General features: G+C 44.1%; 36 protein-coding genes (1 of these 36 running past the window's edge). 33 read left to right on the top strand and 3 right to left on the bottom strand.

Features of this window, described 5'->3' with window-relative positions; genetic code table 11:
- From FIS9605_RS0110480 to FIS9605_RS0110455, 6 genes are all read left to right on the top strand, one after another.
- A protein-coding gene (locus tag FIS9605_RS0110480) for an FHA domain-containing protein (protein ID WP_026732555.1) crosses the window boundary here: on the top strand, positions 1–1804 show its 3' portion. The gene continues 185 nt to the left of window position 1, outside the view; only the last 1804 of its 1989 coding nucleotides appear in the window; its start codon lies beyond the left edge, outside the window; it ends in the stop codon at positions 1802–1804.
- 211 nt (positions 1805–2015) lie between these two features.
- Positions 2016–2741: a GDSL-type esterase/lipase family protein gene (locus tag FIS9605_RS0110475; protein ID WP_026732554.1), complete on the top strand. Its 726-nt coding sequence runs from the start codon at positions 2016–2018 to the stop codon at positions 2739–2741.
- A gap of 75 nt (positions 2742–2816) precedes the next feature.
- Entirely contained in the window at positions 2817–3251 is a 435-nt protein-coding gene (locus tag FIS9605_RS0110470) for a hypothetical protein (RefSeq protein ID WP_026732553.1), read from the top strand.
- A gap of 588 nt (positions 3252–3839) precedes the next feature.
- Complete coding sequence (locus FIS9605_RS0110465; protein ID WP_026732552.1) at positions 3840–6023, top strand: cation:proton antiporter; 2184 nt, start codon at positions 3840–3842, stop codon at positions 6021–6023.
- Between the two features lie 134 nt (positions 6024–6157).
- Entirely contained in the window at positions 6158–6670 is a 513-nt protein-coding gene (locus FIS9605_RS0110460) for a hypothetical protein (RefSeq protein WP_442854695.1), read from the top strand.
- Positions 6671–6706: 36 nt separating this feature from the next.
- Positions 6707–7741 (top strand): AMIN domain-containing protein, encoded by a 1035-nt coding sequence (locus FIS9605_RS0110455; RefSeq protein ID WP_026732550.1) that lies wholly within the window; start codon positions 6707–6709, stop codon positions 7739–7741.
- Between the two features lie 77 nt (positions 7742–7818).
- On the opposite strand, the gene FIS9605_RS0110450 is transcribed toward FIS9605_RS0110455, so the two are convergent.
- Positions 7819–8355, bottom strand: a complete 537-nt coding sequence (locus FIS9605_RS0110450) for a DUF3172 domain-containing protein (protein WP_026732549.1) — start codon at positions 8353–8355, stop codon at positions 7819–7821.
- Between the two features lie 434 nt (positions 8356–8789).
- Between FIS9605_RS0110450 and FIS9605_RS0110445 the strand changes: the two genes are divergently transcribed.
- The 3 genes from FIS9605_RS0110445 (at position 8790) to FIS9605_RS0110435 (ending at position 10979) form a co-directional block, all read left to right on the top strand.
- Complete coding sequence (locus FIS9605_RS0110445; protein WP_026732548.1) at positions 8790–9617, top strand: ABC transporter permease; 828 nt, start codon at positions 8790–8792, stop codon at positions 9615–9617.
- Between the two features lie 197 nt (positions 9618–9814).
- Positions 9815–10276 carry a hypothetical protein gene (locus FIS9605_RS0110440; protein ID WP_026732547.1) on the top strand — a complete coding sequence of 154 codons (462 nt, stop codon included), beginning with the start codon at positions 9815–9817 and terminating at the stop codon, positions 10274–10276.
- A gap of 229 nt (positions 10277–10505) precedes the next feature.
- Positions 10506–10979, top strand: coding sequence for a GNAT family N-acetyltransferase (locus FIS9605_RS0110435; protein ID WP_026732546.1), 474 nt, complete (start codon positions 10506–10508; stop codon positions 10977–10979).
- Positions 10980–11035: 56 nt separating this feature from the next.
- Here the strand turns inward: FIS9605_RS0110435 and FIS9605_RS0110430 are convergent, their stop codons facing one another.
- Together FIS9605_RS0110430 and FIS9605_RS42560 are read right to left on the bottom strand one after the other, a co-directional pair.
- A complete protein-coding gene (locus FIS9605_RS0110430) occupies positions 11036–11512 on the bottom strand; it encodes an NAD(P)H-quinone oxidoreductase subunit N (RefSeq protein ID WP_026732545.1) in 477 nt (158 codons plus the stop codon).
- Positions 11513–11980: 468 nt separating this feature from the next.
- A complete protein-coding gene (locus tag FIS9605_RS42560) occupies positions 11981–12163 on the bottom strand; it encodes a hypothetical protein (RefSeq protein ID WP_155960394.1) in 183 nt (60 codons plus the stop codon).
- Positions 12164–12414: 251 nt separating this feature from the next.
- Between FIS9605_RS42560 and rplC the strand changes: the two genes are divergently transcribed.
- The 24 genes from rplC (at position 12415) to rpsK (ending at position 25445) form a co-directional block, all read left to right on the top strand.
- A complete protein-coding gene (rplC, locus tag FIS9605_RS0110425) occupies positions 12415–13047 on the top strand; it encodes a 50S ribosomal protein L3 (protein ID WP_026732544.1) in 633 nt (210 codons plus the stop codon).
- 107 nt (positions 13048–13154) lie between these two features.
- Positions 13155–13787: a 50S ribosomal protein L4 gene (rplD, locus tag FIS9605_RS0110420; protein ID WP_026732543.1), complete on the top strand. Its 633-nt coding sequence runs from the start codon at positions 13155–13157 to the stop codon at positions 13785–13787.
- Positions 13780–14094: a 50S ribosomal protein L23 gene (locus FIS9605_RS0110415; protein ID WP_026732542.1), complete on the top strand. Its 315-nt coding sequence runs from the start codon at positions 13780–13782 to the stop codon at positions 14092–14094. Before rplD ends, FIS9605_RS0110415 begins: the two co-directional genes overlap by 8 nt.
- Before the next feature lie 77 nt (positions 14095–14171).
- The gene (gene rplB, locus FIS9605_RS0110410) at positions 14172–15035 is read left to right on the top strand and encodes a 50S ribosomal protein L2 (RefSeq protein WP_026732541.1); all 864 of its coding nucleotides are present in this window, start codon (positions 14172–14174) and stop codon (positions 15033–15035) included.
- A gap of 96 nt (positions 15036–15131) precedes the next feature.
- The gene (gene rpsS / locus FIS9605_RS0110405) at positions 15132–15407 is read left to right on the top strand and encodes a 30S ribosomal protein S19 (RefSeq protein ID WP_026732540.1); all 276 of its coding nucleotides are present in this window, start codon (positions 15132–15134) and stop codon (positions 15405–15407) included.
- Positions 15408–15487: 80 nt separating this feature from the next.
- Positions 15488–15850 carry a 50S ribosomal protein L22 gene (gene rplV / locus FIS9605_RS0110400; RefSeq protein ID WP_026732539.1) on the top strand — a complete coding sequence of 121 codons (363 nt, stop codon included), beginning with the start codon at positions 15488–15490 and terminating at the stop codon, positions 15848–15850.
- A gap of 52 nt (positions 15851–15902) precedes the next feature.
- Positions 15903–16655 carry a 30S ribosomal protein S3 gene (gene rpsC, locus FIS9605_RS0110395; protein WP_026732538.1) on the top strand — a complete coding sequence of 251 codons (753 nt, stop codon included), beginning with the start codon at positions 15903–15905 and terminating at the stop codon, positions 16653–16655.
- Between the two features lie 140 nt (positions 16656–16795).
- Positions 16796–17227, top strand: coding sequence for a 50S ribosomal protein L16 (gene rplP / locus FIS9605_RS0110390; RefSeq protein ID WP_026732537.1), 432 nt, complete (start codon positions 16796–16798; stop codon positions 17225–17227).
- 3 nt (positions 17228–17230) lie between these two features.
- A complete protein-coding gene (gene rpmC, locus FIS9605_RS41790) occupies positions 17231–17458 on the top strand; it encodes a 50S ribosomal protein L29 (protein WP_026732536.1) in 228 nt (75 codons plus the stop codon).
- Between the two features lie 6 nt (positions 17459–17464).
- Complete coding sequence (gene rpsQ / locus FIS9605_RS41785; RefSeq protein WP_026732535.1) at positions 17465–17713, top strand: 30S ribosomal protein S17; 249 nt, start codon at positions 17465–17467, stop codon at positions 17711–17713.
- A 95-nt stretch (positions 17714–17808) separates the two neighbouring features.
- The gene (gene rplN / locus FIS9605_RS0110375; protein WP_026732534.1) at positions 17809–18177 is read left to right on the top strand and encodes a 50S ribosomal protein L14; all 369 of its coding nucleotides are present in this window, start codon (positions 17809–17811) and stop codon (positions 18175–18177) included.
- A complete protein-coding gene (gene rplX / locus FIS9605_RS0110370) occupies positions 18177–18527 on the top strand; it encodes a 50S ribosomal protein L24 (protein ID WP_026732533.1) in 351 nt (116 codons plus the stop codon). Before rplN ends, rplX begins: the two co-directional genes overlap by 1 nt.
- Positions 18528–18649: 122 nt before the next feature.
- Positions 18650–19195, top strand: coding sequence for a 50S ribosomal protein L5 (rplE, locus tag FIS9605_RS0110365; RefSeq protein WP_026732532.1), 546 nt, complete (start codon positions 18650–18652; stop codon positions 19193–19195).
- Between the two features lie 20 nt (positions 19196–19215).
- Positions 19216–19617 (top strand): 30S ribosomal protein S8, encoded by a 402-nt coding sequence (gene rpsH, locus FIS9605_RS0110360; RefSeq protein ID WP_026732531.1) that lies wholly within the window; start codon positions 19216–19218, stop codon positions 19615–19617.
- 85 nt (positions 19618–19702) lie between these two features.
- Positions 19703–20251: a 50S ribosomal protein L6 gene (gene rplF / locus FIS9605_RS0110355; protein WP_026732530.1), complete on the top strand. Its 549-nt coding sequence runs from the start codon at positions 19703–19705 to the stop codon at positions 20249–20251.
- Positions 20252–20253: 2 nt separating this feature from the next.
- Entirely contained in the window at positions 20254–20616 is a 363-nt protein-coding gene (rplR, locus tag FIS9605_RS0110350; RefSeq protein WP_026732529.1) for a 50S ribosomal protein L18, read from the top strand.
- A 175-nt stretch (positions 20617–20791) separates the two neighbouring features.
- Entirely contained in the window at positions 20792–21316 is a 525-nt protein-coding gene (rpsE, locus tag FIS9605_RS0110345; protein ID WP_026732528.1) for a 30S ribosomal protein S5, read from the top strand.
- Positions 21317–21414: 98 nt separating this feature from the next.
- Positions 21415–21861: a 50S ribosomal protein L15 gene (rplO, locus tag FIS9605_RS0110340; RefSeq protein ID WP_026732527.1), complete on the top strand. Its 447-nt coding sequence runs from the start codon at positions 21415–21417 to the stop codon at positions 21859–21861.
- A gap of 73 nt (positions 21862–21934) precedes the next feature.
- The gene (gene secY, locus FIS9605_RS0110335) at positions 21935–23260 is read left to right on the top strand and encodes a preprotein translocase subunit SecY (RefSeq protein WP_026732526.1); all 1326 of its coding nucleotides are present in this window, start codon (positions 21935–21937) and stop codon (positions 23258–23260) included.
- Positions 23260–23814 (top strand): adenylate kinase, encoded by a 555-nt coding sequence (locus tag FIS9605_RS0110330; protein WP_026732525.1) that lies wholly within the window; start codon positions 23260–23262, stop codon positions 23812–23814. The genes secY and FIS9605_RS0110330 overlap by 1 nt, the downstream gene beginning before the upstream one ends.
- Before the next feature lie 232 nt (positions 23815–24046).
- Positions 24047–24271, top strand: a complete 225-nt coding sequence (gene infA, locus FIS9605_RS0110325; RefSeq protein WP_006276978.1) for a translation initiation factor IF-1 — start codon at positions 24047–24049, stop codon at positions 24269–24271.
- A gap of 126 nt (positions 24272–24397) precedes the next feature.
- Positions 24398–24511: a 50S ribosomal protein L36 gene (gene rpmJ / locus FIS9605_RS40755; RefSeq protein WP_071589127.1), complete on the top strand. Its 114-nt coding sequence runs from the start codon at positions 24398–24400 to the stop codon at positions 24509–24511.
- A 103-nt stretch (positions 24512–24614) separates the two neighbouring features.
- Positions 24615–24995: a 30S ribosomal protein S13 gene (rpsM, locus tag FIS9605_RS0110320; protein ID WP_026732524.1), complete on the top strand. Its 381-nt coding sequence runs from the start codon at positions 24615–24617 to the stop codon at positions 24993–24995.
- A 54-nt stretch (positions 24996–25049) separates the two neighbouring features.
- Positions 25050–25445 carry a 30S ribosomal protein S11 gene (rpsK, locus tag FIS9605_RS0110315; protein WP_009455552.1) on the top strand — a complete coding sequence of 132 codons (396 nt, stop codon included), beginning with the start codon at positions 25050–25052 and terminating at the stop codon, positions 25443–25445.
- Positions 25446–25778 lie beyond the last annotated feature (333 nt).

The following is a 25778-nucleotide window of genomic DNA, read 5'->3' as shown; positions in this document are numbered from 1 at the left end:
GTTAATTGAATGGGAACAAAACCAGTTGGTAGTAACCGATCAAGGTAGCGTCAACGGTATCCACGTCAATGGTCAACGTCAAACACGGGCTGTTGTTAATAGTGGCGATCTTTTGCAAATTGGCCCTTACGTAATTTCTGTAACCTTTGTTGCTGCACTTACTCCTCCTAGCCCACCTCCACCAGTCCATAGTGGCAATTCTGTCATCAACTTCAACCCTAGTACCAACCTTCCAGACCCCACTTTACCTCCACAACAACCCGTAACACCGACGGGTAGTAATTTCCCACCACCGATGTTTCAGCAGCAACAAATCCCCGTACAGGCGCTTCATGCTACGGGTTTGCCAGTTGATGAAACTGACTACCTAGCAGTTGGGGCAGGATTGGGTAGTTTTATTTGGGTGGATTTACTGAGAATTTCGAGTGTTAATAGTGAAAAAATAGTCGCACTGGGTATAGACAAAGAGCCATATGCCCGTTACAAACTTCTGTGTTTGAATTCGCAAATTCCTTTACACGAAAGACTGCGCTCCAATTCAGACTCTTGCCCTGATAATATTTGGGGCTGGCCTAGTTATGCTTTGCGGGAAGCTTGGCATGACTTTACTAAAGGCAAATTAAATGATGCCGTTAAATATCTATGGAAAGTTTTTGCTGAGCCTACTTTTGCTGAAACTTATACCCCTCGTGCAGGAAATGTGTTTGATTCTATTGATCGAGAGGCAAAGCGCATTGGTTGGGACAAAATCTATCGCTTCGGGCGAGTTCTGGCGATTCGCAAAACCGATGATGGCAGATATTGTGTAGCCTATTCTCGCGGACGCGGAAATCATGCTTTTTTTGTCAGTCGTTATTTACACATAGCTACTGGCTACCCAGCACTTCAGTTTCTCCCTCATTTACAAGCTTATCGAGAAAGATACAAAGACTTTAAGTCGGTTGTGAATGCCTACGAAGACCACAACCATGTCTACCAACAACTAGAACACCAAGGCGGCAGAGTACTGATTCAAGGGCGGGGAATTGTTGCTTCCCGAATTGTGCAACGCATCTATGAAGCACGACAGAAAAATCCAAATATTTCTATTTTGCATTTAATGCGATCGCCCAAACCGCAAGGTAATAAATATGGCAATTCTCAGCGTTCGGTCAAGCACCATATTGAATTGCAACCGTTTAACTGGCCGAAAGCTTGTTGGGGTGGAGAACTGCGAGAAACATTGGAAAAGGCCCCTCCAGAGGTGCGTAAAGAATTATTATCAAACAAAGTTTGGGGAGGAACTACCACCGCCGATCGCCTAGACTGGCAGCGCATTACAGATACTGGTATCAGAGAGGGTTGGTATAAAATTCAATTTGCTGTGGTAACGAAAGTAGAACAAGATGCTCAAAACCACATCATTACCTATATCGAAGACAAAGACTTTGGGGAAATTCAACTTCCTGCTGTTGACTTTATTATTGATGCCACTGGACTTGATGCCAAGGTAAAAGAAAGTCCTTTGCTACAAGATTTGGTGGAACATTACAACCTGCCCCTCAATCCCGTAGGGCGCTTGGCTGTTGCTAACGATTTTGAGTTAGTAGAAATGCGTAACGATAAAGGTAAAATATACGCTGCGGGAGCAATTACTTTTGGTGGATCGTATGCCGCTGTAGATAGTTTTCTAGGGTTGCAATATGCGTGCTTGCGCGCTGTTGATGGTCTTGCTGCTGCCCGTGCGCCTGGAGTGCATAGCTTAAACCCCGCTACTTCTTTTGGGCAATGGTTAAAGTGGGTGTTCAATCAATCTCCTACGTAAATGAATTGTGAAGTTATTGTAAAGACAGTCAACAGCAAGACACTCGCAAGGCAATTTTAGTGTTTGATAACTCAAATAGGATAGCTATCTACGAGGAATGCTTTTGTGTAAAAAGTGTGTAAAAGGCAATCAAAAGCTTGAAAATCGGATACTCTGAAATGGTGTAGAAATGTATAGAATTTTGTAAAGATATAAAATATAGTTTTTTCAAATGCAGGTATTTTTAAAACCTTCCTCAATGCAACTGTCTACTCGATCAACCACAACTCAGCCTTTAAAGATTGTCGCACTGGGGGATAGTTTAGTATACGGATTCGGAGATCCAGATGGGGGTGGCTGGGTTGAACGATTGCGACGGCGGTGGATGTCACCCGATAATGTCGGTCACGTTCTTTATAATCTAGGCGTACGTGGCGATCGCGTCCAACAAGTAGCCCAAAGATTGGAAGTTGAATTTCGTCACCGGGGTGAACTACGCAATCAAGTTCCCGACTTGATTATTCTCTCGGTAGGAATCAATGATTCAGCACGATTGGGTCGTCCTAATGGACGGAATTATACAGAATTTGCCGTTTTTGAAGCACAAATCGCTTCTCTACTGGAGATGGCGCAGCAACTCTGTCCTGTATTATTTGTGGGTATGACATCAATCGATGAGGCAAAAATGCCGTTTCTCGATTGCTTGTACTACAATCACGCTGACCAGTATCGCTACAAAGAAGCGACTCGCCTTGCTTGCCTCAAACGGGGAATTCCTTATCTTGATATCTTTCAAAAATGGATGGAACGCGGTGAAACATGGTGGTCTAAACGCTTGAGCAATGATGGTCTTCACCCCAACACACTAGGCTATCAAGCGTTATTAGATGATGTCATTAATTGGGAAGCGATCGCAACTTATCAAAGCAATCCTATTCCCATTAAGCATTATCACTAGACACTCAGGAAAAAGTCTGACAACAAAAGCATGAAAATTGCTTAGGCTTCTTCCTTCTGCTTTATATTCAAGATCATGACTCCAACTTTATTTGGTCGCTGGCAAACTCGATTACTATTGCTTGCAACTGTAGGTGTATTAGTTACACTACCCTTTGCAATTGGTGTGATTGGTTCTGGCCCCAGTGCAGTATATTTCTGGATACTTGGCTATGTTGCTGTATTTGGTCTGGTTTGGGATGTTGTCTACGATCAAATTCAGAAATACCGCTGGGACAGAGACTGGCCCGCAGCTTATCAATTGTTCGCTGGCATTTGGGAAATGCTGTTTGTGTGGTGTGGGTTGAAAGTCTTTAGCTTTTTACCAACACCGATTCCCAAGGAGGATTTATTGTGGGGTGTGTTTTTACAACACTACAGCTTGGTGTGGCTAGCGGTTTTTATTGCTTCGCAAAGCTTGATGCGGATTATATTTCCCCGATCGCGTTTCCGTGGAGGTCAATGGTTGTGAAGTTGCGATTTTTGTTGGGCGAACTGCACTTAGTACAAAATTTCATAAATTCGTAGCAAATCAAACTCGGAAAAACTCTGCGTACCTTCGCGCTGACTCTGCGCTCCTCTGCGTTAAAAAAAGCTACTATTTTATACAAAGCTGTAGTAAGTACGGGCGTACGCCTACGGGAAGTCGCTGTGCATCTATGGTGTAGGGTAGCATTTGAACATATATCTTTACGATCAGCTCAAAAAGTTGTCATAAAAATGCTTTGCTCCTAGCAAATAAAATTTTTACATTTCTTTATAAGTACCGTAAATTCTCTTAGTAAAAATATTAAATTAGTAACATATTAATTTTAATTAGATCGGTCAACTTAAAATAAGTCCAATATCCTCCAAACCCACTTTTTCCAAGAAGCCGGGTTTGTTTGTGGATATAGTTTTACTGTTAATTATTTCTCCTTACTTACTGCAACCATGTTGTAATAACAATTAACACCCAAACCAAGTGCAAATGAGGCTTGTGTAGTCTACAAAGGTTGACATATTCAAGCGATTTACAGAATCATCTTAGGAACACCGGATAGTCGCTTGTGAGGAAACTATGCACACAGTTGTTCTCGTTTTAATTGAGGTGCTGATTGTCATTGGACTGTCTCGGCTAGTAGGATTAGCATTCCGGTGGATTAACCAACCATTAGTAATCGGAGAGATTGTTGCTGGGATAATGCTCGGGCCCTCTCTGTTTGGCTTAGTTACTCCAGGGCTAGCAGCTACCTTATTTCCTCCTGAAACAGTTCCTTTCCTGAATGTTCTGTCTCAGGTAGGACTGATATTTTTCATGTTTCTAATTGGTCTGGAGTTAAACCCAAAATACCTGAGCGGTAATTTAGAAATAGCAGTTTTAACTTCGCATGTCAGCATTTTAGTACCTTTTTCCTTGGGAACCCTGCTGGCGGTACTACTTTATCCTTTACTTTCTAATGCTAGTGTATCTTTTACTGCCTTTGCCCTGTTTTTAGGGGCGGCGATGTCGATTACTGCTTTCCCTGTACTGGCGCGAATTATTACTGAGAACAACTTGCAGGGGACACGCTTAGGAACATTAGCCCTGACTTGTGCTGCTGTAGATGATGTGACAGCTTGGTGCTTGTTAGCAGTAGCGATCGCTGTAGCACGCACCGGAAGCATTGCTAGTGCTTTTCCAACCATAGTTGAAAGCTTGGTATACATTGGCGTAATGGTAACGCTGGGACGAAATTTTCTCTCTCGTCTTGCTATCTACTATCGCCGTACCAAACGCCTCAACCAATTGGTTATGGCGCTCATTTACATTGGAGTAGTTGCTTCAGCACTGATTACAGAATTCATTGGCATTCACCTGATCTTTGGAGCATTTTTACTTGGGGCAATCATGCCTAAAAATGCTGGTTTAGTAAGGGAATTAGCTATCAAAACAGAAGACTTCGTCTTGATTTTTCTCTTGCCAGTGTTTTTTGCCTACAGCGGTCTGCGGACGCAAATTGGCTTGCTCAACAGTCCCCAAGTGTGGCTGTTGTGTGCGTTGGTGCTAGCAGTAGCGATCGCAGGCAAGTATGTTGGTACATATGTAGCAGCTAGAGTCAGTGGTATTGAAAAGCGAGAAGCTTCGGCACTCGGTTGGTTAATGAATACTCGCGGTTTAACTGAACTGATAGTACTCAATATCGGCTTAGAGTTGGGAGTAATTTCGCCCTTGCTCTTTACCATGCTGGTAATCATGGCGTTAGTCACCACATTTATGACTTCGCCATTGCTGGAGTGGACTTATCCGAAAAAGCTGATCAGGCTGGATGTGGTTGAGGCTGAACCCGAAGCAGAAACAGGTACAGAGACCGTAGTCGTTAGTGAGATTACCGATCGTCCCTACCGAGTTTTAGTGCCAGTAGCTAATCCAGATACCCAAAAAGGTCTGGTACAACTAGCAGTAGCGATCGCAATTAATTACCAACAACCCGCTATTGTTAATCCCCTCAGCTTAATTGAACTTCAAGAAGATTATGCCTATGAGAGTACCCCTGTTGAAGCAAATCGACTAATCCAAGAGCGTCACCAACAGTTAGAAGAATTAATTCAACGCCTAGAACCATCAGCTGCACGCTCTTACGTGCATCCCATCGTTCGCATCTCCAACAATGTCGCCCGGGAAACTGCACAAATAGCCGCAATCGAACAGGCAGATTTAATTCTCGTTGGCTGGCACCGTCCAGCTTTTAGTAACAATCGCTTAGGCGGACGAGTTGGTCAAATTCTGACCACGGCAACGGTTGATGTAGCAGTGTTCATTGACCGAGGAGAAGGCCGCTTGGAGAGTTTGTTAGTTCCTTACTCTGCCAACATCCATGATGATTTGGCATTAATACTTGCTCTGAGACTACTTGTCAATCGCGATACTTGCCATTTGCAGGTATTACAGGTACTGTCAGAAAATCAAATCAAAAATGAATTGAGTTACGAGCTTCATACTCTCATGGAGCAATTGCCTCGCAGGGTGCGCGATCGCATTGACATTAATATCATGGAAGCCGCAGAGCCAATCCAAGCTGTAGTTGCAGCTTCTCAAGGCGTTGATCTTACAATTGCAGGTGCAAGCCGTGCTTGGGGTATAGAACGCCAAACTTTGGGAAGATACACAGATGAACTAGCTATTCAGTGCCGTTCTTCGCTGCTAATTACTCGTCGTTATAGTCAAGTGACTTCTCACCTCGCTTCAGTGCTTACTGAAGTTAAATCAGAAGTTGCAAGTTAGGGAATATGAATGGTGAATTATGAATTATGAATTATGAATTATAAATAATTCCTGCATTCATCATTTATAATTCATCCTTTACCATCCCTATTTTTATGAATCATTTCAACTTTAAATCCTTAACATTTTATAGTGTGGCAATCTGTTCAGTCTTGCTATTGTTTAAAACTGTAACTGCCTATGGAGAAAAGAATCTCAAAGCGCCTCCTCCTATTAATGGCAGTTATCATCTTGTATTTAGAGACGAATTACCTGAATGCAATCAAATAGATGCTGTGACATTAAACATTCAACAATCAGGAATTTACTTGAATGGATTATTATTAACAGCAAATGCTAATGCTGAAAAAACGTTCACAGCTACAGATAACCCAAATCTCGCAGGCACATATAAAAATCAAAAATTAAATTTATCTGGACGAATACCTAGCGTTATCCTTGCTTGTAACATCGCAGATTTGCAAACACAAGTAAGAAACCGTCGTCAAAAGAATTCCGCTCAAAAATTGATCAGCTTGCAAATGCAACTAATAAACAGACAGGAATTCACCGGTCAAATAACTGTGAATGGTATTCCCAAAATCATTGCATTTACCGCTGTACCACAAAAAACTCAGAAACAATCTGAAAATTCCAAAAGCCATTGAATATACCCAACCGCTCTACTAATAAGGCATAAAATAATGGAAAAGCAACGAAAAAAAAAGCTATTTTCCCGGTGGCATAGTAAGCAATTATTGAGAGTCAGTTTATTTGGCATATATGCGGTATTTGCTCTCGAAACTGGCAGTAGTAATGCTGCACCAGCATCAAGAGAAACTGGTAGTAGTAATGCCGCGCCAGTATCAAGATTAGAAGACTGGCGTTTTTACCCAGAAGGATTACAGCTAGAAATTACTCTCTCTGCACCTTCACAGCCACGCTACTTCTACCTTTCTCAACCTCCTCGCATTGTTATAGATTTACCAGGTACGAAATTGGGTTATGTTTCTACTCAACAGAATTATTCTGGAGCTATAAAAAGTATCCGCGTTTCGCAATTAAATGCAGATGTAACTCGCATTGTAATGGACTTGGTACCAGGAACTTTTGTAGATCCCAACCAAGTGCAATTACAGCCTGTCTCCTGGCAAAATCCTACGCGTTGGGTGATACGTCCTATTACAGGTGGGAATAATACATCTTTAGGGCCTGCAAATTCTCTACCTTCAGGCAACCAGCCATCAACTCCAGGTTTTTATAATCCACCTCCGCCTTCAGGCAACTTCCCTCCAACTCCAGGTTTTTACAGCCAACCACAGCCATCAGGTTACTTACCCCCAACTCCGGGTTTTTACAATCAACCACAACCCCCTAGCAACCTACCGTCAACTCCAGGTTTTTACAACCAACCACAGCCATCAGGTTACTTACCCCCAACTCCAGGCTTTTACAACCAATCACAACCCCCTAGCAACCTACCCCCAGCTAACTCCAATTCCTCACAGCCACCCTTGGTGACTGTACCACCTCTGTCTCCTAATAATCCTTCTCAACCGCCTAATTCTGTACTTCCACCAGCTACTTTTCCCAACCAGCCTGGTAATCCCAACGGCATTCCTTTTTTTCCAACACCAAATTCACCCAATTACCCTGTCTCGACTCCTAACAATCAAAGCACTTATCCCAATTCTGGAGCAATTGAGTTTGGTCAACCGCTACCCAACCCCACCCGATAAACTTACGGAGTGAGTCATTTGTCATTTGTCCTTTGTCAAAAGCTAATGACTAATGACTAATGACTAATGACTCTCTATTAAAATCTATCCGTTTCTATTGGGGGAGCCACTGCTCCTGGTTCAGTGATAAAGAAGTTTTTAGCAGCCTCGTTTTGGTAAATGCAATCAATGTCAGGTTTTTCACCCAAATCACCTGTGTAGCCAAAGGTATTCAAACGGTTTTTGCAATCTCTAACCTGATCGTTTGTCACTAGCTTGCGTTGCTCTAAAATTGCCCAGTTGTTGGTACGCAGAACGCATCCTGGACGCATACTAGGCTGAGAAACGTATACATTAAAGGGGTTGAGTGTTACAAAAAGTCTGGTGTCCATCACCATAGCGCTGGCTCCATACTGCACGCAAAGTTCAGGGTTTGGTGCTTTGGTATCAATAAATTCACGGGAAGCCACGTTGGATGGTGTAAATGTAGCCGTAGAACTAAAAGCAATACCAATCCCTATGCCCAAAACAAACACCCCTCCCAAAATTGCTATGGTGGTGAAATTGAACATAGGGGATTGGAAAAGAGAGGGTTTAGGAGTAGTAGTCGTTCTACCAACGGATTTTCGTCTCATTTTCGCTTCATTAACTTTACGTTTTGGACAGCAGGGAGTGGTTTAACTTCCTCTCCTTATATATCAGTATGCCGATTCTTAGCTGTGATTGACTGCAACTTTATGTTTTAGTCAATAGTCATTAGTCATTGGTCATTAGCATTCGCTTGAAGTTTTCTACAAAGTTTTATTGTGGCTTAGGAATCCAAGATGCATATCCTTCACTTAATTATATCTTGGCTAAAATCAGTTTTAAATTATACAATAAACTTTAAGTAACTTGAGTTGAACTTGCAAACTTGATGAAGGCAAAATCCCTGCTGAATTTGTTTTTTCATTTTTTGATTTTTGATTTGAATTAATCTATTTTCAATGCTTTTTATTACTTGTGGTAATTGAGTGTTAATAGATGTTAATTCATAATTAAGGAAATCTTGATATATAACTGCAAGAAAGTGATTTATCAGCGATCGCTATTTTTAGACAAGAAATTTAAATTTTCACAATTTCAAACCCTTCTAGCGGATATTCTCACTATTTTTTGGGGAGATTGGCTGGAATTACGTGTAAGAATTGCACAAGTGGCTGCATCTGGATTAGTATCTCCACTTATATACATTTTGGCATTTGGCTTGGGTTTAGGTAATTCTATCCGACCAGGTGCGGGAATTAGTGGTAGCTATGATAACTACTTGGAATTTATTTTGCCAGGAATGGTGGCTTTGTCATCAATGACAGTTAGTTTTGGGGGAACAACGTTTTCCATTTGTGGAGATAGACTCTTTACCAAAAACTTTGAGGAATTATTGCTTGTCCCAGTACACCCCCTAGCCTTGCATATCGGTAAAATGCTGGCGGGAGTAGTGCGGGGGTTGATGACTTCCGGGTCTGTAATTTTGGTAGCATTGCTGTTTACCGGCAATTGGAGATTTCTCCATCCCTTGTTTTTACTGTTGTTGGTATTAAATAGTGCTGTTTTTGCTGGACTGGGAGTCATTGTGGGGTTAACAGTGCGATCGCTCGAAGCAGTGGGACTCTACAATAACTTTGTGATTGTTCCCATGTCCTTCTTAGGAGCAACATTTTTCGACCCAAGTACATTACCAGTAGTTCTCAAAGCTGTAGTTTACTTGTTGCCCCTCACCTACGCCAGCATCGGATTGCGTGCAGCGGCATATTTACCATTGTCGCAGTTTCCTTGGTATAGCTTGCCGATTTTGCTAGTAATGGCGATCGCTCTTTCCCTATGGGGTGCTAATCTATTTTCGCAGCAGCAGGATTAATATTTTTTAGATAGTGGATAGTAGATAGTAGTTAGTGGTAAAAAGCCAACTGACTTAAAAAAGGGGTGTAGGGGAGTAAGAGTATAGGGGTGTAAGAAGAGTCATATTTTTATTCACCCTGGTGTACGCAGTTCATAGAGGTTACTAACTACTAACTACTAACTACTAACTACTAACCACCACCAAAAACCGCAGACATGACTCAACTTTCTAATATCCGCCAACTATTGACAGATACCAAACTCGGTCTACTACCACACCTAGACGAACGTCTGAAAAGAATCGAAAAATCCTTTCAGGAACGATACAAAAACCTACAATTCCAACCTTATGACCTGCTATTTAGCGATTGTAATACTCTCGCAGCCAACGAACCAAGACCACTCATTACCCAATCAATTGCTCTCAAATTGTTCATGACAGCAAGTGCTGAAGATAAATTTGAACTTTTGCTACTTGCATCTGAATTACAGAACACGGTAGATGCCGCTATTTTTGAATGGAGTAACCGTGAATGGCATCAATTTGAAAAACCTTTGAAGCGACCGATAACACAAATTACAGGTGGTTTAGAGTCTGAATTTTTACAAAATCCCACTGACTCTTGTCGCATCACTATTTACCGAGAATTTGATTTAACTTATGTTTTAACTTTCTAGACAAAATAATAAATATAATTATTCAGTTTGTTTAGTAGTTAGTAAAGGTAGGGTTTAATAAATATTTTGCCATTGAGCCTATGTCATTGCGAGTTTATCTATGCGATCGCGGGAGAAATCCGCTATCAATTCTGATTTACGTCTAATGTGAATTGTCTGAACTTGCATTTAGCCACGCCAAATAGTCATTAGTCATTTGACTAATTACAAAAGACAAAGGACAAATTCAATGCAGATCCGTCCCGCTACACCAGCCGATGTAACTGCTGTTTTACCAATGGTTGCTAAGATTTGTGCATTACACGAATCTTGGGATGCGGCTAAATTTGGTATTCTTCCTTATCCAGAAAATCGCTATGAAAAATGGTTGCAGCGTCTGGCTACTGATAAGCGCAGTGTATTTCTTGTCGCTGAGAATCAAGGGCGATTGGTAGCGTTCTTGGTAGCGACGGTGGAGCGAGAAATACCAATTTATCGCTTGCAGGAATACGCTGTCGTTCACGATCTTTGGGTTGAGCCAGAATACCGCCAGAATGGAATTGCGCGGCAAATGGTAATGCAAGCGATTGAACGCTTTCAGCAAATGGAAATTCAGCAAATTCGCCTGGATACAGCTGCTATTAATGAGGCGGCGCGGCGTTTGTTTGCATCCTGTGGATTTAAGATCAGCACTGTAGAAATGCTGATGGAAATTAGTGATTAGTCACTAGTCCTTGGTCACTAGTTATTAGCAAATGACAAAGGACTAATGACAAAGGACTAGCTAGCTAACAGAGTTTTTTCTAAAGGCATCCAACGGAAAGCGCGATCGCCACCCCTTTCAATCACTACTTTGACCCGTGGTTCCAATTTGGGTAAATTCGCTAAATACTCAATTTCCTGATCGGAAAGAATATGCCCTTCAATAATCCACAACACCAGTCCTTTTGACTTAGGTGGTAAATGCTCTAGCTGATAGTTAACAATTGGCGGCACATAGTAGACATAACCTACTGCTGCCCCACTACCTGTGCTTTTTTTACCAAGATGTGGAGGTCTAACTCCATGAACTCCTGTGAGATAGGCTGCCAAATCCCCCAGTCCCCTAGCGGTGATATGGAGGCTAGTATAGCCTGCTGCCCGCAGTCGGCGTCTGTACCGACCTTCAAAACCTCCTTCTAGAGGTACGTACACACCAAGAGCGCCATTTTTTTCCAGATCGCGAATTAAAGTGTTACCAGTGGTAATTAGTGCCATAGATTTTTGTCCTATCCCACTTAGATATCTCTATTATTTACCGTTTACCTTTACATTAAGTTACACGATTAACTTATGGACAAGATTAGCTTCATCAACTCATTAGTCAATAGTCATTAGTCATTTGTTGGTGGTTAGTAGTTAGTGGTTAGTAGTTTACTACTCCTCCTACCTCCCCATCTCCCCATAAATTTGTAGACAAAAATAAATATTTGATCTACACTATTGGATTGTGACCAATTAGAATGCCCTCTTATCTTCATTCCTAGTTGTTTTAGCATCCAAAGCTGATAGCTAAATTCCAAACGGGATTAGCTAGCTAGAATGGACAAGAGACTGGTAAACTATAAAAGCCTTTAGGTCAACTTGACAGGGTAAAGCTCAAAAATCAAGCCAACCCTGACTAGCAAAGTAAGCTCACTCTTGCAGCGCTGAAACAACAGGCAAACCTTAAACAATGGTTTAAGGTCATTGGAGGGGTAGAAACTGAGCGTTAATGTTGGTTTGTAGCATTGTGTAGCTCTCAGTTAATGGATACTGGGCATTTTGCTGCCTAAGTCCTACTACAAACAGGAAAGTGCCATAGCGATCGCTTAGATAAAAGCATTGCTGCACAAAGTACAAAACTCCAAAGCCTTGTATTGAATGCAAAAGTTGTTCCTTCCTAGGTGGAAGGCTGTTTTGCCTGTTTTGATCGCAAGTGAGTGAAATTTAAAGTGGATTCACCAAAAATTACAGACGCTTGGTGAAAAACCGGGGAAGTTGGAGCCGCTCTTACCTAAGCCGTTCCTGACTTCAGAGGTGCCGCTAACTAAGCGGAAAGATACTTTTAATAGTATCTGCACCAGTGTCTTGAAGAATCCTATTTCCAAGGAAAAAAATAGAAAGGAGAGCCAGTAACTGTGTCTGTAGGTATTCTCGGCACCAAACTGGGCATGACCCAAATCTTTGACGATGCGGGAGTAGCTATTCCTGTCACCGTCATTCAAGCGGGACCATGCACCGTTACTCAAGTTAAAACAAAACAGACCGACGGTTACTCCGCCATCCAAGTAGGCTATGGCGAAGTCAAGCCAAAGGCGCTGAACAAACCATTGTTAGGCCACCTAGCTAAATCATCTGCCCCAGGATTGCGTCACTTAAAGGAATATCGCATCGACAATTCCGGTGATTATTCCCTAGGTCAAGAGATTAAGGCGGATATTTTTAGTGCGGGTCAAACTGTAGATGTCATAGGTACAAGTATTGGTCGCGGTTTTGCTGGTAACCAGAAACGCAACAACTTCGGTCGCGGGCCTATGTCGCACGGTTCTAAAAACCACAGAGCGCCTGGTTCCATCGGTGCTGGTACCACTCCCGGTCGTGTCTATCCAGGTAAGCGGGCACCGGGTCGTTTGGGAGGTAGCCGCACTACAGTTCGTAAACTGACTGTAGTACGTGTAGACCCGGAACGCAATTTATTGCTCATCAAGGGAGCTGTTCCTGGTAAACCAGGAGCCTTGGTGGATATTGTGCCTGCCAAAGTAGTTGGTTAGTCATTAGTCACATTGGTTAGTTGTTGGTGGTTGATTGTTGGTTGTCTTTACCAGACAACAAACAACAAACAACGAACAACATAAATAATGACAAAGGACACTTAGAGATGTTTGAATGTGTAGTCAAAAATTGGCAAGGAGAGCAAGTCGGGCAAAAAAGCTTCGAGTTGCGGGTTGCCAAGGAACAAACAGCGGCTCATGTTGTGCATAGAGCCTTGGTTAGACAAATGACCAATGCTCGCCAAGGAACAGCCAGCACAAAAACCCGCTCCGAAGTTAGAGGAGGCGGTCGCAAACCTTGGCGGCAAAAAGGTACCGGTCGGGCGCGGGCTGGGTCTATTCGTTCACCGTTGTGGCGTGGTGGTGGTGTGATCTTTGGGCCAAAACCCAAAGAATATCATCTGAAGATGAACCGCAAAGAACGGCGTTTGGCATTGCGGACAGTATTTGCTAGCCGCGTTAACGATTTGATTGTGGTAGAAGAATTTAGCGAACAGCTATCACGTCCCAAAACCAAAGAATTGGTGTCAGCGATCGCTCGCTGGGGTGCCGAACCAGAGCAAAAAACACTGTTAATCTTGTCTGAAAAAAGCGATAACGTCTATTTGTCAGCTCGCAACATTGAGAATTTAAAGCTAATTGCCGCTGACCAGTTAAACGTTTATGATTTGTTGCACGCTGACAAGATAGTTGTGACGGCATCAGCCCTAGAAAAAATTCAGGAGGTCTACAGTGACTAACTTTGACCCCCGCAAACTTCCTGACTTAGTGCGTCGCCCAATTGTTACCGAAAAGGCGACCATGCTGATGGAGCAAAATAAATATACTTTTGAAGTTTCTCCAAAAGCGACCAAGCCAGAAATTAAGGCGGCTATAGAAAGTTTATTTGATGTCAAGGTCGTACAGGTAAATACCGCCAACCCACCACGCAAAAAGCGACGTGTTGGCAGATTCATTGGTTACAAACCTCAATACAAGCGAGCCATTGTCACAGTGGCAACTGGGGATGTAGACAAGATTAGACAAGTTCTATTCCCAGAAGTGTAATTAGTTAGTAGTTAGTAGTTATTAGGCTAACCACTAACCACTAACCACCAACCACTAACAGTTAAAAACTTTAAATTATGGGTACTCGTTCTTATCGCCCTTACACCCCCAGTACTCGCCAGGTCACAATTTCCGACTTCTCGGAAATTACCAAAACCGAGCCTGAAAAATCCTTAACTAAATCTATACATCGCGCCAAAGGTCGAAATAATCAAGGGCGGATAACCAGCCGTTTTCGGGGTGGCGGACACAAGCGGCTTTATCGCATCATCGACTTCAAACGGAATAAGCGTAACATTCCCGCTACAGTCACAGCGATTGAATACGATCCCAACCGCAACGCCCGGATTGCTCTTTTGCAATACCAAGATGGCGAGAAGCGTTACATCCTCCAACCCAACGGGTTGAAAGTCGGCACAACAGTGATTGCTGGCCCAGACGCTCCCATTGAAGATGGCAACGCCCTGCCTCTAGCAAATATTCCTTTGGGTACAAGCGTTCATAACGTAGAGTTGACCCCTGGTAAAGGTGGTCAAATCGTCCGTGCTGCTGGCGCTACAGCTCAAGTAGTGGCAAAAGAAGGTAATTACGTTTCCATCAAATTGCCTTCAGGAGAAGTCCGCATGATTCGGCGAGAGTGCTATGCCACCATCGGACAGGTAGGTAATATTGATGCCAGAAACTTAAGTGCGGGTAAAGCAGGTAGAAATCGCTGGAAAGGTCGTCGTCCTCATGTCAGAGGTAGCGTGATGAACCCAGTTGACCATCCCCACGGCGGTGGTGAAGGTCGCGCACCCATCGGTAGATCGGGACCTGTAACACCTTGGGGTAAACCAGCATTGGGTCTGAAGACACGCAAGCCCAAAAAACCAAGTAGCAAATTGATTGTACGTCGTCGCCGCAAGTCTTCTAAGCGCGGTCGTGGCGGTCGGGAATCGTAAATAGTTAGTGGTTAGTGGTTAGTAGATAGTGGGTAATAACTACTAACTACTAACTACTAACTACTAACTACTAACAACTAACAACAAATACTAGTTATGGGTCGTTCTCTCAAAAAAGGTCCTTTCGTAGCAGATCATTTGCTACGCAAAATTGAAAAGCTCAACGATAGTAACAGAAAAGAAGTCATCAAAACTTGGTCACGAGCTTCGACAATTCTGCCCGAAATGGTCGGTCATACCATAGCTGTTCACAACGGACGGCAACACGTACCTATTTACGTCAGCGATCAAATGGTAGGACACAAGCTGGGCGAATTTGCTCCTACACGCACCTTTAGAGGTCACGCCAAGGATAAAAAAGCAGGGAGATAGTTATTGGTTAGTGGTTAGTAGATAGTGGCTAATAACTACTAACTACTAACTACTAACTACTAACAAAAATGGAGAAAACTATGGCTATTGATACTACTAATGAAGTAAAAGCGATCGCCCGTTATATACGCATGTCTCCCTACAAAGTGCGGCGGGTACTCGATCAAATTCGCGGGCGGTCTTACCGAGAAGCACTCATTATTCTGGAATTCATGCCCTACCGCGCCTGCGAACCAGTGTTGAAGGTTCTCAGAAGCGCTGCTGCCAATGCTGAGCATAATGCCGGATTTGATCGTGCTGACCTAGTTATTACTAAGGCCTTTGCAGATCAAGGTCCGGTACTAAAAAGGTTTCAACCAAGGGCGCAAGGTCGAGCGTACCAGATTCGCAAACCAACGTGTCATATCACTGTCGCTGTAGCTCCTGGAGCTGCGGCTGAATAAGTGCCTACACACAAATTAGAGCCTACAGAAAGAAATTTTAGAGGAAGCATTCGTGGGACAGAAGATACATCCGGTTGGTTTTCGTCTGGGAATTACCCAAGAGCATCAATCTCGTTGGTTCGCCGACCCTGGTCGCTACCCAGAACTGTTACAAGAAGACCATAAACTCCGTCACTTCATCGAAGAAAAACTGGGCAGATATGCTCAAAACAACGCGGGCATTTCAGAAGTGCGGATTGAACGCAAAGCAGACCAAATCGATCTCGAAGTACGCACAGCTAGACCTGGCGTAGTTGTGGGTCGGGGGGGACAAGGCATCGAAGCCTTGCGTACTGGACTTCAGAATCTCTTAGGCAGCAATCGTCAAATCCGCATTAACGTAGTTGAAGTACAACGCGTTGATGCCGATGCTTACCTGATTTCTGAATACATCGCTCAACAGCTAGAACGCCGCGTTTCCTTCCGGCGGGTGGTGCGACAAGCTATTCAACGCGCCCAGCGTGCTGGAGTACAAGGTATCAAAATCCAAGTCAGCGGTCGTCTCAACGGCGCGGAAATTGCCCGGACGGAGTGGACTCGTGAAGGTAGAGTACCTTTACATACCTTACGGGCTGACATTGACTACGCTTACTGCACAGCCAAAACTATCTACGGTATTCTCGGTATCAAAGTATGGGTATTTAAGGGAGAAATTATTCCTGGACAGGAAGAAACACCTCCCCCACCAACAACACGGGAGCGTGAACCGCGTCGCCGTCAACAACGCCGTCGCCAGCAATTTGAAGACCGCTCTAACGAGGGATAGTTAGTGGTTAGTAGTTAGTGGTTAGTGGTAACGACTAACAACCAACCCTCCGGGTTCGCAGTCGCTCATGGGGGGAACCCCCAAGACCGCGCTGACTCACAACTAACAACCAACAACTAACAACCAACAACTAACACATCATGTTAAGTCCTAGAAGAACGAAATTCCGCAAACAACAGCGCGGACGGATGAAAGGTCTTGCCACCGCTGGCAGCACTTTGAATTTTGGTGATTTTGCCCTCCAAGCTCAAGAACCAGCTTGGATCACTGCTCGTCAAATCGAAGCTTCTCGTCGAGCTATGACTCGTTATATCCGCCGGGGTGGTAAAATCTGGATTCGCATTTTCCCAGATAAACCTGTGACAATGCGTCCGGCTGAAACCCGGATGGGTTCCGGTAAAGGTTCACCCGAATATTGGGTAGCAGTCGTGAAGCCAGGGCGGATTTTGTTTGAAATAGCTGGTGTACCAGAAGCTACCGCCCGCGAAGCGATGCGTTTGGCTGCGTACAAGCTGCCAATTAAAACTAAGTTCATTTCACGCTCTGAGCAGGAGCCACAGGAGCAGGAGTAGGTTATGCCTCTTCCCAAAATTTCAGAAGCTAGAGAATTAAGTGACGAAAAACTGGCTGAGGAAATTCTTGCTGTCAAAAAGCAGCTATTTCAGTTGCGCTTGCAAAAAGCTACCAGACAACTAGACAAACCTCACCAGTTCCGACACGCCCGACACCGCCTAGCACAATTGCTAACGGTAGAAGCAGAGCGCAAACGGGCTGCAAGTCAACCCGCGACAGAACAAGAGTAGGAGAGTATGGCAGTCAAAGAACGAGTTGGCTTGGTAGTGAGCGACAAAATGCAAAAAACGGTCGTAGTCGCCGTTGAAAACCGCGCTCCCCATCCCAAATACGGCAAAATTGTGGTCAAAACCAGGCGCTACAAAGCTCACGACGAAGACAATCGCTGTAAAATTGGCGATCGCGTTCGTATTCAAGAAACTAGACCTCTGAGCAAAACCAAGCGCTGGCAAGTCACAGAAATCCTCAACACTAAAAATAGCTAATGGTAATAGGTCATGGCTAATAGGTAATGGGTCACAAAAACAATTCCCAATTACCAATTACCGATTACCGATTACCAAAAACAAGGAGATTAATTGTGATTCAACCCCAGACTTATCTCAACGTTGCTGACAATAGCGGTGCTCGCAAGCTCATGTGCATCCGCATTCTTGGGGCTGGTAACTGTCGCTACGGTTACGTCGGCGATAGAATTATCGCTGTTGTTAAAGATGCCCAGCCCAACATGGCTATCAAAAAATCTGATGTTGTCGAAGCGGTAATAGTTCGCACCCGCCACAATATTAATCGGGATAGTGGCATGAGTATCCGTTTTGACGACAACGCCGCAGTCATCATTAACAAAGATGGCAATCCCAAAGGAACGCGCGTCTTTGGGCCTGTTGCCCGGGAACTGCGTGACAAAAACTTTACCAAGATAGTTTCTTTGGCTCCGGAGGTGCTGTAATGGCAAGCAAGAAGGAGAAGCCGAAGTTCTACAAAATGCACGTTAAAACAGGGGACACCGTGCAGATAATTGCCGGTAAAGACAAAGGCAAAGTTGGCGAAATCATCAAAGCACTTCCCCAAGAAAGCAAAGTCATTGTCAAAGGCGTCAACATCAAAACCAAGCACGTCAAACCCCAAGCAGAGGGTGAATCTGGGCGCATCGTCACCCAGGAATACCCAATCCACAGTTCCAACGTGATGCTTTATTCCACTAAGCAAAACGTTGCCAGTCGCATCTGCTACACCTTCACTGATGAAGGCAAAAAAGTACGGATGCTCAAGAAAACTGGCGAAATCATCGATAAATAATAAATGATGAATGATGAATGATGAATTATGAAATAAATAATCAAACAATTCATAACTCATAATTCATAATTCATAATTTTTAATTCCCTGACCAAGACCAGGGACAATCAGGACAAAAAACTATGGCAACACGACTCAAAAGTTTATACCAAGAAACAATAATCCCCAACCTGATGAAGCAGTTTGGATATACCAACGTTCATCAAGTACCAAAGTTGGTGAAAGTCACCGTCAACCGGGGCTTGGGGGAAGCGGCTCAAAATGCTAAAGCTCTGGAAGCGTCTTTAAGTGAAATTGCCCTGATCGCTGGTCAAAAGCCTGTAGTGACACGGGCGAAAAAGGCGATCGCAGGCTTCAAAATTCGTCAAGGTATGCCCGTTGGCATCATGGTGACTCTAAGAGGCGAACGGATGTATGCCTTCCTCGACCGATTAATCAACCTGGCTCTGCCAAGAATTCGTGACTTTCGCGGTATTAGTCCTAAAAGTTTTGATGGTCGTGGTAACTACACCCTTGGTGTTAGAGAGCAGTTGATTTTTCCAGAAGTCGAGTACGACAGCATTGACCAAATCCGAGGGATGGATATTTCCATCATCACCACAGCCAACACTGACGAAGAGGGCCGCGCCTTACTAAAAGAAATGGGAATGCCCTTTCGCGATCAATAAGTTCATTTAAAGAGGAAACGATGGCAACAAACGACACTATTGCTGATATGTTGACGCGCATCCGCAATGCCACTTTGGCGCGGCATCAAACAACACAAGTGCCATCTACGAAAATGACTCGTAGTATTGCCAAAGTGCTACGAGATGAAGGCTTTATTTCTGACTATGAAGAAGCAGGAGAAGGAATAAAGCGTAACTTGGTAATTTCCTTAAAGTACAAGGGTAAAAATCGCCAACCCATTATCACCGCCCTGAAGCGGATCAGCAAACCAGGTTTGCGTGTTTACTCCAACAAAAAAGAATTACCACGGGTATTAGGTGGCATCGGCATTGCCATTATTTCTACATCCAGTGGCATCATGACGGATCGCGAAGCACGTCGTCAGAACTTGGGTGGAGAAGTGCTTTGCTACGTCTGGTAGTCATGGGTTAGTGGTTAGTGGTTAGTAGTAACAACCAAAAACTAACAACCAACAACCAACAAACAACAAGCAACGAAGAAAAGTTATGTCTCGAATTGGTAAACGCCCAATTACAGTTCCCCCCAAAGTACAAGTGACCCTTGATAACTCCAAAGTTGTTGTCAAAGGCCCTAAGGGTGAACTTTCCCGCGAGCTTCCTGTTTATGTGACAGTCTCCCAAGATGGAGAAATATTGACTGTTACTCGCCGAGATGATTCGCGTATCTCAAGGCAAATGCATGGTTTGTTCCGCACTTTGGTTGCCAACATGGTTGAGGGAGTTTCCAAAGGATTTGAACGCCGTTTGGAAATTCAAGGGGTTGGTTACAGAGCGCAAGTGCAAGGTCGTAACCTAATCTTAAACATGGGTTATAGCCATCAAGTGCAGATTGCACCGCCAGAGGGAGTTCAGTTTGCAGTTGAAAACAACACCAACGTCATTGTCAGCGGCTACGACAAAGAAGTAGTAGGTAACACAGCAGCTAAAATTCGTTCTGTTCGTCCACCTGAGCCTTACAAAGGCAAGGGTATTCGCTACGCTGGCGAAGTGGTAAGACGTAAAGCTGGTAAGACTGGTAAGAGTGGTAAGAAGTAAACATGAAGCTTACTCGTAGAGAATCAAAACAGCGTCGCCATCGACGCATCCGTGGTAAAGTTGACGGTTCTCAAGAACGTCCACGGTTAGCGGTATTTCGTTCGCACCAGCATATTTATGCTCAAGTGATAGATGATACCCAACATCACACCTTAGTAGCAGCCTCTACTGTAGAGCCAGAAGTCAAATCCAAATTAGCAACCGGGAAAAACTGTCAGGCTTCGACTGAAGTTGGCAAGTTGATTGCAGCACGAGCTTTGGAAAAAGGTATCACCAAAGTTGTCTTCGATCGCGGTGGTAATCTTTATCACGGTCGTGTTAAAGCCCTAGCTGATGCAGCACGTGAGGCTGGGTTAGATTTCTAAGTTTGTCATTGGTCAATAGTCATTAGTCAATGGTTAGTAGTTAGTAGTTGGTAGTTAGTGGTTAGTGGTTGGTTGCTTCCAACAACAAACAACAAACAACAAACAACAAATAACTTTCAAATGACAAATGACAAACGACAAATGACAAATGACAAATGACAAAGGACATTAAATAATGGCAACAAATCGTCGTAAAACTAACCGCGCTAAGAAAGAAGAAACAAACTGGCAAGAACGGGTCATTCAAATCCGACGGGTGAGCAAGGTAGTTAAAGGTGGTAAAAAACTCAGCTTCCGCGCCATTGTGGTTGTCGGTAACGAGCGGGGTCAAGTTGGCGTAGGAGTAGGTAAAGCTTCGGATGTCATCGGTGCTGTGAAAAAAGGCGTAGCCGATGGTAAAAAGCATCTCATTGACATTCCTATTACTAAATCCAACTCCATTCCTCACCCCGTTGATGGTACAGGTGGTGGAGCAAAAGTGATGATGCGACCAGCTGCTCCTGGTACTGGTGTAATTGCTGGTGGTGCAGTTCGTACTGTGCTGGAGTTGGCAGGTGTGCGTAACGTCTTAGCTAAGCAACTTGGTTCCAACAATCCTCTCAACAACGCTAGAGCCGCAATCAACGCCCTCATCGCTTTGCGTACCTTCTCCGAAGTTGCTGAAGATCGGGGTGTTGCTGTGGAAAATCTTTACATTTAAAAAGTCATTTGTCCTTAGTCCTTTGTCCTTAGTAAATGACAAATGACAAATGACAAATGACCAATAACAAATGACGAATTTTGCTTAATTTATCGCTTATGAGACTAAATGATGTTCGCCCGCAAAAAGGCTCTAAAAAACGTCCCCGCCGTTTAGGTCGGGGTGTTTCTGCCGGGCAAGGTGCAAGTGCTGGTAAAGGTATGCGCGGTCAAAAAGCCCGCTCTGGTGGCGGTACTAGACCTGGTTTTGAAGGTGGTCAACAGCCATTGTACCGCCGCATACCAAAGTTAAAAGGCTTCCCCCTAGTTAACCGTAAAAAGTACACTACGATTAATGTAGAGAAGCTAGCCTCCCTCCCAGCAAATACAGAAGTAACTTTGACCTACCTAAAAGAAGCAGGTATCCTCACTGCTGTCAAGGGGCCATTGAAAATTTTGGGGGATGGGGAATTGAGCGTTCCGCTCAACGTGAAAGCAGCAGCTTTTACAGGTACAGCTCGTAGCAAAATTGAGGCAGCTGGTGGGAGTTGTGAAGTTTTAGAGTGAGCCAATACCAGAGCGCACCTAAGCGCACGCGGACTCTAGCCAGCGCCTGGTTCACTATCTAAGGTAGCCCTCTATGATCAGTCGAGATAAACCCCCAACAGCTCAAGAAACTTTTATGCAGATGGCGCAAGCAGCTGGGCTAAGAGGTCGGCTGCTTGTTACCGTCGGTATTCTCTTTTTAATTCGCATGGGTATACATATACCCATACCAGGAATTGACCGACAGCAGTTTGCTGCTGCAATTAATAGCAATAATCAGATATTCAGCTTTTTGGATATCTTTTCTGGAGGCGGACTTTCGGCATTGGGAGTCTTTGCCTTGGGTATTCTGCCTTACATCAACGCTTCAATTATCATCCAATTGCTGACTGCTGCAATTCCAGCTTTAGAAAACTTACAGAAAAATGAAGGTGAAGCTGGAAGGCGAAAAATTTCCCAAATTACACGCTATGTGGCTTTAGGTTGGGCGATTCTGCAAAGTGTTTTCTTGGCGGCATTCTGGCTGAGACCTTTTGCTTTGAACTTTGGGCCTATTTTCGTGATCGAGACAGCTGTCGCTTTGGTGGCTGGTTCGATGTTTGTGATGTGGGCATCAGAAGTGATCACAGAGCGTGGTGTAGGTAATGGAGCATCTTTGTTGATTTTTGTCAACATTGTGGCGACACTGCCAAAATCTCTCAGCGATACTATTGCTTATATCCAAGGCAGCGGTCAGGAAATCGTGCGCGAAAGAGTCGGTCCAGTAATTGTATTAGTCCTGGTTTTCCTGGCGACAATTATCGGTATCGTCTTTGTGCAGGAAGCAATTCGTCGCATTCCCATTATTTCGGCTCGCCGCCAAGTCGGTCGGCGTGTTTTTGCTGAGCAGCGTAGCTATCTCCCCTTGCGTCTAAATCAAGGTGGAGTCATGCCGATTATTTTCGCTGCTGCAATTTTGAGTTTGCCACTGTTTATTGCCAATTTCACGAAAAATCCAGAATTGGCCAATATTATCAACACCTATTTGAGTCCCGGTGGTTCTCAGTCTTGGGTCTATGCCCTTGTCTATCTAGTTTCAATTGTTTTTTTCAGTTACTTCTATTCTTCTTTGATAGTAAACCCAGTTGATGTAGCGCAGAACCTCAAGAAAATGGGTTCTAGTATTCCTGGTATTCGTCCGGGTAAAGCTACTAGCGAGTATATAGAGCGCGTTTTAAATCGACTAACTTTTTTGGGTGCTATCTTTTTGGGTTTGATTGCAATCATCCCCACAGCAGTAGAAGGAGCTTTAAAAGTACCAACCTTTAGAGGGCTGGGTGCTACTTCTTTGCTAATTTTGGTTGGTGTGGCGATTGATACGGCAAAACAAGTCCAAACCTACGTCATCTCTCAGCGCTATGAAGGAATGGTGAAACAATAGTGACGCGATTAATCTTCTTGGGACCGCCGGGTGCAGGTAAAGGGACTCAAGCTAAAGCTCTAGCTGATGACTGCAAGATTCCCCATATTTCTACGGGTGATATTTTGCGGCAAGCATTAAAAGAACAAACCCCTTTGGGCATTAAGGCTCAAAGTTATATGGATAGGGGTGAGCTTGTTCCCGATCAACTCGTGCAGGAAATGGTGGAGGAACGTCTGGGAAAACCAGATGCTAACTCAGGTTGGATTTTGGATGGCTTCCCCCGCACCGTCAAGCAAGCAGCTTTTCTAGAGGAATTACTGCAAAAGCTAGATCAAAATGGGGAAAGGGTAGTCAACTTGGATGTGCCAGATGATGTGGTAGTGGATCGTTTACTGCAACGTGGACGAGCTGATGATACTGAAGAAGTGATTCGTCGCCGTCTAGAAGTCTACCGCTCTGAAACTGCTCCCTTGATTGAATACTACCGCGATCGCCATCAACTACACACCATCGACGGCAATAAGTCCCTAGAAGAAGTCACTGTCGAACTTAAGAAGCTCATTTATTCCTAGTCTCGAATGGGGAAATTGGGAATTGGGAATTGGGCATTAGGCATTGGGAATTGAAGTACTGATTTTTCCTATGCCCCTTTACCCTTTCCCCTTTGCCCATATCTCAGCAGATGCACGTAAATCTTGGCTAAGATATATTAATAAACTGTTGATATATTTATGAAAATGTGTTCTTTCGCAGCTAAAACTAGCAGCAAAGAATAGAAAAATGTTGCGTTGAGGAAAAAACAAATTGTCTAAGCAAGATTTGATTGAAATGGAAGGTACGGTTACAGAGTCATTGCCTAACGCTATGTTTCGCGTTGACTTGGACAATGGTTTTAATGTCCTAGCTCACATTTCCGGCAAGATTCGCCGCAACTATATCAAGATTTTACCTGGCGATCGCGTCAAAGTTGAGCTGACACCCTACGACCTAACTAAAGGTCGGATCACTTATCGACTCAGGAAAAAGTAGATATATGTAGGATATTATACCATAAAACCAACGCTGTTGGTTTTCTTTGGTTTTCTTACAATGATTTAACTGAATAATTTCCTAAAAAATGCTATAATTTAACATTTGGAGTCAATTAGCAAAGGCATGAAAGTCAGAGCCTCAGTCAAAAAAATGTGTGAAAAGTGTAGCGTGATCCGTCGTCGGGGTCGCGTCATGGTGATTTGTAGCAATCCCAAACATAAGCAACGCCAAGGTTAGAGCGAAGTAGAACTACTTTTTAGGACTTGGTGAGTTGGTGGCAGCATCATCACCTTAAACACTAACTTACATCACTAGTGAGCACCATAGGGAGAAAATTGTTGTGGCACGTATTGCCGGAGTAGACCTTCCACGCGATAAGCGCGTCGAGATTGGTCTAACTTATATTTACGGAATCGGTTTATCGAGATCGCAGGAGATTTTAGCCGCTACGGGTGTCAATCCAGACACTCGTGTTAAAGATCTCAGTGATGCTGACATAGCAGCCCTGCGAGGAGAAGTAGAAAGCAACTATCAAGTCGAGGGCGACTTGAGGCGCTGGGAAGCATTGAACATCAAGCGCCTAATTGAGATTGGTACCTATAGAGGCCGTCGTCACCGCATGGGCTTACCAGTTAGAGGACAAAGAACTCGCACCAATGCTCGAACCCGACGTGGGAGACGGCAAACAGTGGCTGGTAAGAAGAAGGCACCAGGGAAATAAATTTTTTGCCATGCTTGCCTTGAGCAAGCTTTACATTCATCCAATTACACCGATATGGCGCGACAACCAAGTAAAAAAACCGGGAGCAAAAAGCAAAAACGCAACGTACCAAATGGTGTTGCTTACATCCAATCTACTTTCAACAATAGCATTGTCACCATTACCGATCAAAACGGAGATGTGATTTCTTGGGCAAGCGCTGGCTCTAGCGGTTTTAAGGGCGCAAAAAAGGGAACTCCCTTTGCAGCGCAAACCGCGGCTGAAAGCGCAGCACGTCGAGCGATCGATCAGGGAATGCGCCAAATTGAGGTAATGGTAAGCGGGCCAGGAGCAGGTCGAGAAACCGCTATCCGGGCGCTGCAAGGGGCAGGACTGGAAATTACACTCATTCGAGATATTACCCCAATTCCTCACAATGGCTGCCGCCCCCCCAAACGCCGTCGAGTTTAAACATGACTTGTTGGGTGGTAAAGGCAAGCAGTGAACAGTGAACAGTGAACAGTGAACAGTGAACAGCAAATGATTACTGATTATTGATAACTGATAACTGTATGAACTTGCCTATTCCCCTCACACGCATAGTGGCCGTCCGAAGTTCATCAGCCCCGTTTGCTACATCGGGCTGCTAAACTTCGGAAAACCTAAAAAATATAGCGCCTGTAAGCTTTTTGAGGTGTCAAGCTCGAACTGTTACTGACAGGCAGTTTGATCTAACTCAAGCCCAAGGCATAAATCCAAATTCGTAGGCAAGAAATTTGCCTGCTAGCAAGACCTTAGAACAAG

It is taken from the genome of Fischerella sp. PCC 9605, from assembly GCF_000517105.1.
Classification (GTDB): domain Bacteria; phylum Cyanobacteriota; class Cyanobacteriia; order Cyanobacteriales; family Nostocaceae; genus PCC9605.
Note: the sequence above shows the minus strand (reverse complement) of the source record. Positions and strands in the feature narration are given on the sequence as shown.